The 10,694-nt window shown below is 37.3% G+C and carries 14 protein-coding genes; 13 read left to right on the top strand and 1 reads right to left on the bottom strand.

Annotated features, from left to right (window positions below):
* The first annotated feature begins 4 nt into the window (after positions 1-4).
* The 5 genes from U2P91_RS13685 (at position 5) to U2P91_RS13665 (ending at position 3,154) form a co-directional block, all read left to right on the top strand.
* A complete protein-coding gene (locus tag U2P91_RS13685) occupies positions 5-748 on the top strand; it encodes an ABC transporter ATP-binding protein (RefSeq protein WP_111888686.1) in 744 nt (247 codons plus the stop codon).
* 423 nt (positions 749-1,171) lie between these two features.
* A complete protein-coding gene (locus U2P91_RS13680) occupies positions 1,172-1,387 on the top strand; it encodes a helix-turn-helix transcriptional regulator (RefSeq protein WP_111888687.1) in 216 nt (71 codons plus the stop codon).
* Positions 1,371-1,802: a hypothetical protein gene (locus tag U2P91_RS13675; protein WP_111888688.1), complete on the top strand. Its 432-nt coding sequence runs from the start codon at positions 1,371-1,373 to the stop codon at positions 1,800-1,802. Before U2P91_RS13680 ends, U2P91_RS13675 begins: the two co-directional genes overlap by 17 nt.
* The gene (locus U2P91_RS13670) at positions 1,762-2,007 is read left to right on the top strand and encodes a hypothetical protein (protein WP_162624517.1); all 246 of its coding nucleotides are present in this window, start codon (positions 1,762-1,764) and stop codon (positions 2,005-2,007) included. The genes U2P91_RS13675 and U2P91_RS13670 overlap by 41 nt, the downstream gene beginning before the upstream one ends.
* 280 nt (positions 2,008-2,287) lie before the next feature.
* The gene (locus tag U2P91_RS13665; RefSeq protein WP_242988509.1) at positions 2,288-3,154 is read left to right on the top strand and encodes an AraC family transcriptional regulator; all 867 of its coding nucleotides are present in this window, start codon (positions 2,288-2,290) and stop codon (positions 3,152-3,154) included.
* Between the two features lie 94 nt (positions 3,155-3,248).
* Here U2P91_RS13665 and U2P91_RS13660 read toward each other — a convergent pair whose 3' ends face one another.
* Entirely contained in the window at positions 3,249-3,968 is a 720-nt protein-coding gene (locus U2P91_RS13660; RefSeq protein ID WP_111888690.1) for a MerR family transcriptional regulator, read from the bottom strand.
* A gap of 153 nt (positions 3,969-4,121) precedes the next feature.
* Here U2P91_RS13660 and U2P91_RS13655 point away from each other — a divergent pair, with 153 nt between their 5' ends.
* The 8 genes from U2P91_RS13655 to U2P91_RS13620 all read left to right on the top strand — a co-directional run bounded on the left by U2P91_RS13655 (position 4,122) and on the right by U2P91_RS13620 (position 10,651).
* Positions 4,122-5,432 carry a hypothetical protein gene (locus tag U2P91_RS13655; RefSeq protein WP_111888691.1) on the top strand — a complete coding sequence of 437 codons (1,311 nt, stop codon included), beginning with the start codon at positions 4,122-4,124 and terminating at the stop codon, positions 5,430-5,432.
* A gap of 118 nt (positions 5,433-5,550) precedes the next feature.
* Positions 5,551-6,240: a response regulator transcription factor gene (locus U2P91_RS13650; protein WP_111888692.1), complete on the top strand. Its 690-nt coding sequence runs from the start codon at positions 5,551-5,553 to the stop codon at positions 6,238-6,240.
* Entirely contained in the window at positions 6,240-8,045 is a 1,806-nt protein-coding gene (locus U2P91_RS13645; RefSeq protein ID WP_111888693.1) for a sensor histidine kinase, read from the top strand. Before U2P91_RS13650 ends, U2P91_RS13645 begins: the two co-directional genes overlap by 1 nt.
* 213 nt (positions 8,046-8,258) lie before the next feature.
* Positions 8,259-9,242: a DUF3089 domain-containing protein gene (locus tag U2P91_RS13640; protein ID WP_111888694.1), complete on the top strand. Its 984-nt coding sequence runs from the start codon at positions 8,259-8,261 to the stop codon at positions 9,240-9,242.
* A 174-nt stretch (positions 9,243-9,416) separates the two neighbouring features.
* On the top strand, positions 9,417-9,737 hold the full coding sequence (locus U2P91_RS13635) for a hypothetical protein (RefSeq protein ID WP_111888695.1): 321 nt from the start codon (positions 9,417-9,419) through the stop codon (positions 9,735-9,737).
* Positions 9,738-9,741: 4 nt separating this feature from the next.
* Entirely contained in the window at positions 9,742-9,936 is a 195-nt protein-coding gene (locus U2P91_RS13630) for a helix-turn-helix transcriptional regulator (protein WP_014357582.1), read from the top strand.
* A 300-nt stretch (positions 9,937-10,236) separates the two neighbouring features.
* On the top strand, positions 10,237-10,452 hold the full coding sequence (locus U2P91_RS13625) for a helix-turn-helix transcriptional regulator (protein WP_111888696.1): 216 nt from the start codon (positions 10,237-10,239) through the stop codon (positions 10,450-10,452).
* The gene (locus U2P91_RS13620) at positions 10,436-10,651 is read left to right on the top strand and encodes a hypothetical protein (RefSeq protein WP_204355406.1); all 216 of its coding nucleotides are present in this window, start codon (positions 10,436-10,438) and stop codon (positions 10,649-10,651) included. The genes U2P91_RS13625 and U2P91_RS13620 overlap by 17 nt, the downstream gene beginning before the upstream one ends.
* Positions 10,652-10,694: the final 43 nt, after the last annotated feature.

The following is a 10,694-nucleotide window of genomic DNA, read 5'->3' as shown; positions in this document are numbered from 1 at the left end:
CGTCATGATAAAAGTAGAACAGATCAGTAAATCCTTTAGAGTCAAGGCCCCGGTAGATTCGGCGATTGCAACAAGCATTTTAAAAGAGATCTCCTTTAACATTGGCAGAGGTGATTTTGTGGCTGTGATGGGCCCTTCCGGCTCAGGTAAATCCACCCTGCTTTATAGTGTCAGCGGAATGGATCAGGTAACCGCGGGGCGGATCGTCTTTGATGGGATCAACCTGACCGAAATGAATGAGGAAAGCCTGGCCGGGTTGCGGCTGAACAAAATGGGTTTTGTTTTTCAGAATGCCCAGATGCTAAAAAATCTGTCGTTATTCGATAACCTGATTCTCCCGGGGCTGGTGGCTAAAAAAGAAAAATCGCAAGTCATCAGAAACCGGGCCCGGGATTTGATGAAGCGGATGGATATTGACGGGCTTGGCGGCCGGGATATACGGGAAGTTTCCGGGGGGCAATTGCAGCGGGCATCCATCTGCCGGGCGATGATCAATAACCCGGAGGTGCTATTTCTGGACGAACCCACCGGCGCCCTGAACTCCGCAGCCACCGACCAGGTTCTGGATATTCTGGAAGCATTGAATGACGAAGGGATGACGATTATGACGGTTACCCATGATCCCCGGGTGGCTGTTCGAGCAAAAAAAGTCATTTATATCCGCGACGGCGAGATCGCCGGCGAGAAAGAACTCCAGGCCGGGGCAAATCGGGAGCAGGAGCTGGAGGACTGGTTGAAGCGTGTTTAATATTAGCCTGACGGGGCTACAGAAAAGCCTTGTTAGCCAATGGTTATATTTTTGATGAACACCATGGGGTTTATCAAAAAGAAAAATAATACCTGAATAGCAGAGATGATTTTGAGCACCATATTGACAGATCAGTCAATATGGTGCTCTTTTGCGCGCCAGTAAGGAAGCAATCTAATTGGTAAAAGTCGAGTTTTTTCATGCCGTCATCAACATCGGATCAAACGGATTCATAAAGTTAAGAAAAGTTCTGAAAATGAAATAAGCGGGTTTGATCGATCAAATAAACGCGATCAGACAAATAATTAATGAAGTAGAAAAAACAAGTATAATCAATTTATGGAAAGGACGCTTTACATTTGGAGACCAAGATGTTATGATGGATGTATGGAAAGCAGACTTTCCGTTTGAAGGAGCATGAACGTGAAGAATCGACTGGAAGAAGTTAGAAAATTAAATGGGATTAAGCAAGAAGAATTAGCTTTGGCTCTTGAAGTGTCAAGACAGACAATTGGTTCGCTTGAGAATGGCAGATATAATCCTTCAATTATATTAGCGTTTAAAATTGCCCGGTATTTTGAAATGAGTATTGAAGATATATTTATATATGAGGAGGAGAAAAATGAAGCGTCAGTTTAGAAATGTGGGTTTTGTCATAATCGGTTTAATATTAGTTGCTTCAGGACTTGCCCTAGTCAAACTACTATCTAATCCCCAGGGGTTATTGTTGGCATTGCCTTATGTTTGCATTGGTCTTGGATGTGGTGTTTTTGGACAAGGTATAGGAGCGGTCATCAGTCAGAAAGTGATAAAAAATCATCCGGATATTGAAAAACAAATTGAAATTGATCAGAAGGATGAGCGAAATATCACGATTGCCAGACGTGCAAAGGCAAAAGCATATGATATCATGATCCCAGTGTTTGGTGCTTTGCTGCTGACATTTGCTTTAATGGGAGTGGATTTGATCATTGTTTTGTTATCGGTTAGTGCGTATTTATTTATTGTTTTTTATGGGATATATTATCGCTTCAAGTACGATCGGGAAATGTAGCCGCGCTTTTACATTAGCCACCGACCAGGTTCTGGACATTCTGGAAGCTTTGAATGACAAAGGGATGACCATCATGACGGTTACCCATGATCCCCGGGTGGCAGTCCGAGCAAAAAAGTCATTTATATCCGGGCTGGCGAGGCCGCCGGCGGGAAAGAACTTCCGATGGGTTCGAATCGGGCGCAAGTGCTGGAAGGCTGGCTGAAGAGCGTTTAGATCTTCGGAGTTAGGATCAGTTAAGATATGGAAGTAATCAGCATGGCACAATCATGTATAGTGTATTTTTTCATGCGATTGATGGAAAGAATGATTTTACTGATTTTTGATCATATTCTTGAGAAGACTGGAAAGTGATGCAATTTTCTAAAAGTCTTGGAAATAAAAAAAGGTTGCATTTTTGTGATGATCCGACTAAAGCCGTCCCGTCCATATCGGGCACTTATCGAAATTCTCAAGTACAATAGATCATGAAAGGAGATGAGGAGATGCTAAAATGTCTGAATGAAGTGCTAAACTATATCGAAGATAATCTGGATGAAACCATTGAATTTGATGAAATTGAAAAAATTGCTGGTGTTACAGAATATCATTTTCGAAGAATCTTTTCATTTGTGTCGGGAATGCCGCTAAATGAGTACATTCGTTATCGAAGGCTCTCAAATGCGGCCTTTGAGCTTCAGAATAAAGAGATTTCGGTCACCGAAATGGCTTTTAAATATGGTTATAACTCAGTGGATGGTTTTTCGCGGGCATTCAAAGAGTGGTGTAATATCAGTCCATCGGAGATCAGTAAGACAACACAGTTCCGAGCATTTCCAAAACTGACCTTTCAATTAGCTATTTATGGAGGTGTTGATATGGATTATCAAATTGAGGAAAAAGAAGCGTTTAAAATGGTCGGGTTTAAAAAGAGGGTGCCCATTGTGTTTAATGGAGAGAACAAAGAAATTATTGAATTAGCACAAGGAATCACCCCGATCCAGCGGAAAACCATGCATTCCTATGCAAACATTGAACCTGGTGAACCGATGAGCGCTTCGTTTAATTTTGATGAAGGGCGAATGAATGAACAGGGCAATCTTGATCATATGATTGGGGTAATTAGCACGCTGGAGGATTCATTTGAAGGTTTTGATGTGGTGGACGTGCCGCCGTTGAAGTGGGCTATTTTTATATCAGAAGGTGAGTTTCCGAAGGTAATGCAGAAGACCTGGGGTCAGATTTTTGCTGAGTGGCTACCTTCCTCGGACTATGAATTGGTTGATGCGCCGGAAATCTGTTTTATTGGTGACTTGTCGGATCGTTCAAAAGTGCGATGTGAAAATTGGATCGCAGTGAAAAAGATCAAATAATAATTTCGGTCATATTTCCAATGAGAAAAATTACGAATCAGCAAGAAGACCATATGTTCATCAGAATATGTGGTCTTTTTGTTTGTGGTCGGAATTAATCGGGGGTGGATTTTAGCAAATTTCTGGTGGGGAGTATTAAAAATTGCAAATGCAAAATTGGTAACAAGGCGTTGATGTTCAGAATACATTGATCGATTTCAGTTTTTTGCTTTTCCGGAGATAGATGGTTATCGATCATCGGATTGCGGATATAATCAATAAATGTATCTTTTTCGAGATAAGCTAGCTCTTTCAATTTATTGATAATTTCTTCTACAATAGGAAGCGGTATGCCAACATCGGTAAAATATTTTATGAATTGACATACGGTTAAACTGTAGGCCGGAAATAGGGTGTTATCGGTATTGTCGGGAATAATAATGTTCATCTCAATCAGTTCGTTAATGAGCGTTTCGTCTAATCCAATGTCGCAAAGTTGTTTTTTTGTTACCAGATTTTCATCGACTCCGTAGGGGAGAAGTTTATTGACAGATTCTAGAATTTGAAAACAAAAATCATTGATCGTACCAGATTCACTGTTAATAAGTTTTTTAATCTGGGCAAGAGAATAGTGCTCTTTTTTCATGATTTCGATTAGTTTTAATTTTTCGACGAAGGTTTCATCATAATAAGCCATGTTTTTGGCAGATTTTTGGGGTAACGGTAAAATGCCTTCTTTAATATAATAATTAATGGTGGATCGGTTCATCGACGTTAATTTTTCCAGCTCACGCATGGGAATTTTTTTTTCGAAATCGTTTGTATTGTTTTTCATAGCAATCACCTCATATAAAGTATAAACTATTGCTTAATACTTGTCAAAGGTATTGACAGAAACTTAGATCAGATATAGAATGTGAGAAGTAATACTTAATACTATTCAAAATGAAATTTAACGAGTATGATAATTTAAAATAAGGAGCAAAACATGAAAGTTAAAGCGGAAATATTTGATAAACTTCAATATTTATACGATATCACGGGGTTTAATGATCATCAACTTCACGGGGTGATTCAATTCGAGAATAAAGTGAATGCAACAGTAATGCAAAAAGCGGTGAACTTATTGGTAAAAACGATACCAATGCTATCAAAAGCATATAAAAATGAGGCTGGAAATTCATATTGGGAAGAGATGGAACCGGAAAACTGGGATAATATTTTTACGATTGTTTTTGAAAAAGATGATTTTGACCGATTCACTTTTTCTAAAACAGATGCAGAGGCTGGCCCGCAAATTAAGGTATGTTTGATGCAAGCCGACAGGGATTCAGTATCAATTGTCATGAACCATATGGTTTGTGATGGGGCGGGATTCAAACAATGTGTGTATCTGCTATCAGATATTTATTCGCATCTGATAAAAGAACCGGATTATTTACCGGACTACGTTATTGATGGAGAGCGTGGCTTCAAAAAAATCACGCAGTCAGTTAACTTTTTTTCTCGAATTGCGGCGCTTTTGTTTGAAAGCAAAGACAATAACCAAAATAGTGACTGTGAATTTCCTTTGATCAAATCAGAGGATGCAGTGCCTTTTATTGCCACCCATGAAATTGATGCGTCTCTTTATCGGGAGCTTCGAAATATTTCTAAAAACGATAAGGTCACAATCAATGATGTGATCTTGACCGCCTACTTTCGGGCGCTTTCGGGATTGCTGGATATGAATGGGAAACCCTTTAATATTCCAATTATGATTGATATGCGCAGATATTTAGCAGACAAAGGATTTCAGGCGGTGACAAATCTTTCATCAACAGTTGCGATCCGAATTGCAGTTGTGCCGGGAGAAACCTTCAGTCAGACCTTAAATAAAATAAATACTGAAATGGCAGCAAAAAAATCAGGGAATTTAGGATTAAATACGTTTCTCAAACTGGATTTGTTATTCAAATTTTTTCCTAAAAGGAGTGATCAACTTTTAAAAAATTCGTTGAATAATCCTAAAATATGTATGACTAATCTTGGAATAGTGGATTCAAAACAGCTTTATTTTGAGAAATCTCCGGTTTCCAATGCGATCGTGTGCGGCTCAATTAAATATCATCCCCATTTTCAAATGTCCGCAAGTACTTTTTCAGATAAAATGACTTTTTGCGTCAATCTTTATGGAAGTCAAAGCGATCGTGAGACGATTTCAAAATTCTTTGCTTTAATAGAAGAAGAACTGATCGGTTATATTTCAACGCATGCGGCAGAAAGAAATGATGCGAAAAATACTAAAACCTCGGAATAATTAATGGTACAATAGAAGTTAGAAAAAGCTGGTTAGAAAAACTGACGGTTTAAAATTTAAAACGGGGTGGGATTCATTAAGACCGTGTCAAACGATACCTTAAACAAGGGGGAAGGGCATGCAAATAAAAGTATTAATCGTCGAAGATAATAGGGCTTTAAACAAAAGTGTAATAAACCTGTTAAAAAAAGAAGGGTATGCGGCTTTTGGTGCAACTGAAGTTGAAGAGGCAAAAGACATTTTTTTAAAAGAAGCCCCACAAATCATTCTGCTTGATATTATGTTAAAAGATAGTAGCGGATATGAGTTAATTCCTTTTTTCAAAATGAACCCGGATAACTTCATTTTAATGCTTACCGCTTTAGATGATAAACAAAGCAAAGCCAATGCTTATGAAAATGGTGCCGATGATTATATCACTAAACCATTTGATCTTTATGAATTGATATACAAATTAAGAGCGATAAAACGAAGAATCAAAGCGCAGCAAAAAGTTTGCCAGGCGGGCGATGTTATTTTTGATATGGAATCAAATCAACTGACATGCAATGGTCAAACGTTTTCGATTCAGCCCAGTCAAGCAAAGTTTTTTAAAGCGTTGTATCAAAAATATCAGGAAAATACTTATCTTGACAAAAAAGAAGCCATCGAATGGTTGAATCCTGGGGTTGATGAGAGTTTTCGTTTGCAAACGATGGTCGCACGTCTCAGGAAAAATTTAGCGGATATTGGTAGCGAGTGTGTTATTATTGAAACTGTTTACGGAAAAGGATATCGTCTTGTTTTAATCGGCCAGAGGTCAGAATAATGGAATCGGGCGATATCAAAAAAACGGGATTAGTAGTCGTTCTCAGTGTACTTATCAATTTGATTGTTTTTAGTGGACTTAATTTAATTAATTTGCAGTTTACCGATGCGGTTGAATCAAGTGAAGGTGTGATGATTGCTGAAAACATCGCAAGTGATGAGGTGAAAACGGTGTTGCTTCAAGATCGTTCGGATAATCGCTTTAAACTTGTTATTCAGTCAACCGAGCGTCTGGTTTTATCAATCATTTATGAAGATGCTTATACTGAATACGATCTTTATGTTAATGGGCAATTAAAAGGCCAAAATCACAATCAAACAGCGAGAAAAGAGATTGCTTATGATGTGTTTGAGATTGAAAAAAACGATTATCAAGAGAATGATGGCATCGGCATTGCTGAAATCGAACTGGTCAAAAGTGCCCCAATCGCCAAACCAAATAATGAGGTAGCTTTTATTATTGGATCAAAAGATGAAGTCAGAGACAGTTTAGGATTAAGGACAATGTATAATACGGTGATGTTCATTTTTTTTGGAATGATCTTAGTTGTTAGTGCCATTGCTTATTATAAAGATCGAGTCAGTTACATGCGGATCCTTTTACTGCTCAGTATTGTGGCGGTGATTAAAAGTATGATCATTGGTGAATTGCCATTGTTCAGGGATCTGTTAGGCATAACGTCAGGAAATTATTTTTATTATGATAGTGTTACCGGGATCGTGAGTTTCTTTTTATGCCAAGTGCTGTTTTGGGATTTGTTTCAGTTTAAAGTCAAAAAAGTTACGGCGATCTTATATCTCGGGATCTTTGTTACGTTTGAATTGGGATATATTGTTACGCAGTATTTGGCGTTATTGGTAATGATGCATTTTATTGGAAGTTTGCTGATCGTGATTATGGGTGCGCAAGCGTATATCAAAGGTAACCCTTACAGTCTGTTGCTTATCACGACATATAGTATTTTTTCGGGAACGGTTTTGTATCGAATATTAATCACTGTGGGCTATTATAGTCGTGGATATATTTCCGAGATGGTATTCAGTCCGCAAATTGGGAATTTAATTTATCTTTCAAGCTTTTTATTTGTTGTCCTGATGACCTATATCAATAAGCTTGAGGCGTATCGAAAACAAGAAATTACCGATGAAAAAATCGCGCTTATCAGAGGGATCAGCCATGATCTAAAATTACCGTTGTCAATCATTAAGTTAAATAATCAAATGATCGAAAAATATGAAATAACCGAAGCCGAAAAAAAAGAATATGCAAAAACAAGTCTGGAAGCAACATTGGAACTGGAAAAAATGACGGATAATATTAATTGTTATTTAAATACAGAAATATTAGTAGATACGGATTATCAGACCAGTGTTAAAAATCGATTAATCATGATGAAAAGGCAATATGAAAATTATGGTAAAATGCACAGCATAAATTTTGTTGTCGAGATTTCCGGAGAAGATTGTTTTTTGCCAATCAAACCTCTTCACTTTGATCGGATGCTTTATAATTTGGTGGATAATGCATTTAAGTATAATAAAGCTAGGGGGACGGTATGGGTTCGCTATAAAGCGGACAAAGAAATTACTTTAAGCGTCGAAGATAATGGGATCGGAATGGATTCTGAATTTATTAAGAGAATTTTCGAGCCATTTTTCAGAATCGATGTCAGTAAAAGAAAAGAGGGAACCGGACTTGGTCTTTGTGTTGTTAAAGTAATTGTTGATAGTTTAAACGGGAAATTACAGGTAGAAAGTGAGATTAATAGAGGTACAATAATAAAAATTATTTTACCGCGGGTGTAAAGCTCTGCAAAAACTAGAATGAAATCTTACCAAATGGTAAGATTTCATTTTTATTATAGTTAAACGATTATAATAAAGTAAAATGGTCTTTCAGGCAACTGCAATTCATAGTGAAAAGGTAAGCGTTTAAATTAAAAATAGGAAATTGCGAAAGAGATCTTAAAGTTCGCAAAATTTTCGCAATCAACTAAAATGTGAAAGGTAAAGTGAGGGATGAAATTGTTAAAAAAGAAAATGTATATCGTGTTATTAAGTATTCCGCTGGTGATGTTATCACTTGTTGGGTGTGGTGAAAAAGTTAGTCAAAATGAGATGAATCAAGTTGATTATGCCAAAGAAAGTAATTGGCTGGCGCTCCCAGAAGATGCGAATGCTCATGATGTTGATGTTTTTTATGTTTATCCGACGATTTATCAAGGTGACGGATTACAGGATATCAGCGATCCAGAGCAGGTGGAAGCATCACAAGTACCGCTCCGAACCCAGGCGAGTGTATTTGCGGATTCGGCAAATATTTATGCGCCGATGTATCGGCAGGTCGGTAAGGATGGTTTTAATAACACGGAAAACCTTGACAGTTTTTTACAAGTGGCTGAAGAAGATGTCAAAGATGCGTTTTTATATTACCTGGAGAATTACAACAATGGGAAGCCATTTATCATTGCCGGTCATAGCCAGGGATCGAGCACGTTGATCAGTCTGTTGACTAAAATATGGGGAACGACAGGTGCTGAAGATCGGATGATTGCTACCTATATTATTGGTTTTAGTGTGACTGAATCCGATATTGAAGCGAATCCGAAGATCAGGATGTGTGAAAATCCGACGGATATCGGTTGCTTTATTTCTTATAATTCCCTGAAAGACGGACTGCAAAGTGAGTCGGTACAAATATTGGAAGGCGCCATTGTAACAAATCCGTTATCTTGGGAAAGTAGCCGGGAAGATGGGATAGTTGTTCCGGCATCCGAAAATAAAGGATCGGTATTTTTTTCCGAGGAGGGGTATTCGCCTACTTTGTATAAAAATTTTACGTCAGCTCAGATTAAGGATCACGGTCTTGTTTGTGAACCGGCCGATCTATCTATCCTTTCATCTTATCCGATAGAAGGTATCTATCATCCGGATGATTATTCCCTTTTTTATGAGAATATTAAAGAAAATATTGCCGTTAGAATTAATGCTTATTTTAACTGAGAATGGTTAAGATCGCTTTACCTTTAGTAGATAATGAAGAAAGTGTTGAGGAACAATAATTTATGCTCATGCGGCAGAAAGAAATGATTGTAAATGTAAAAAACATTTGACATTTCCTAAAAAAAGTGTTAGGCTTAGAATGTAAAAAGAATTTGACATTTTAGGAGGTTGATTATGTTTAAGATTAGAAGAACTGGTGATATGGATGAAATGGAAAAAGATATTGCATTAAAAAGTATGCGATGGGGTTATGCATTTACGTTATTAGTGTTAGGAATATGGATGATAGCTGCAAATATTACCGGAGGAGCCTGGCAATTACCATTTTACATTATATGTGGTCAGAATATCGTTTGTTTTTTTGCAAGACAACTTTATCGTAAGCAGGTAGATGATGAAGGATGGAAAAAAGATATCAGTAGATTTGTTATTGCTTTTGTGATAATTCTTGCGGCTGGATTGTTTATCCCGTTATTTTTATTAGGTTTAAAATGATAATATGAAAAACAAAATTAAAGAGTTAAGAAAAGCCCGAAAAATGAGACAAGAGGACTTGGCTAAACAATTAAATGTCACCAGACAAACGATTAATGCAATCGAAAATAACAAGTATAATCCAACCCTGGAACTTGCCATGAAACTGGCCAGGCTGTTAGAATCTACAGTGGAAGAGCTTTTTAGCTTGGAAGAGTGAGATTGATTGATGGGTGATGACGTTTGAATGATGTTTGGCGATTTAGCCAGACATTAAATAAAAATTGGTCGTATTAATTATAAACACAGATACGAGCAGAACAATTAAATTAAGTGTGATTATAAAAGATATCTTTTGTATAGCAATTACGTGACCATCAGTCTTAGGCTTGGTGGTTTTTTTGATTTAAAAGCTCAGCTATAAAGGATCGTTATTTATGGAAAGCAAGCTTTACATTAGCAGAACAATCTGTTATGATGAACATATGGAAAGCAAGCTTTCCGTGTAAGGGAGATGATCATGAAGAATCGACTGGAAGAAATCCGGAAATTAAATGTTATTAAACAAGAAGAATTAGCTTTGGCCCTTGAAGTATCAAGGCAAACCATTGGTTCACTGGAAAATGGCAGATATAATCCATCCATTATTTTAGCTTTTAAAATTGCCCGGTATTTTGAAATGAGTATTGAAGATATTTTTATCTATGAGGAGGAGAAAAATGAAGCGTCAGTTTAGAAATGTGGGTTTTGTCATAATCGGTTTAATGTTACTTATTTCAGGTCTGGCCCTGGTTAAACTGTTGTCTGATCCCCATGGGTTGCTGTTGGCATTACCTTATGTTTGTATTGGTCTTGGGTGTGGTATTTTTGGACATGGTATGGGAGAGTTAATTAGTCAGAATATAATGTACACGCTTGTCAAGACACGAAATTAGAAATTTTTAGATAAATCTCCTTTCGCGTTTTGATTAGGCAGCC

Source organism: Acetobacterium sp. K1/6, from assembly GCF_034438075.1.
In the GTDB taxonomy this organism is placed as follows: Bacteria; Bacillota; Clostridia; order Eubacteriales; family Eubacteriaceae; genus Acetobacterium; species Acetobacterium carbinolicum.
The sequence above is the reverse complement of the archived record's forward strand: the minus strand, read 5'-3'. Positions and strand labels throughout refer to the sequence as shown.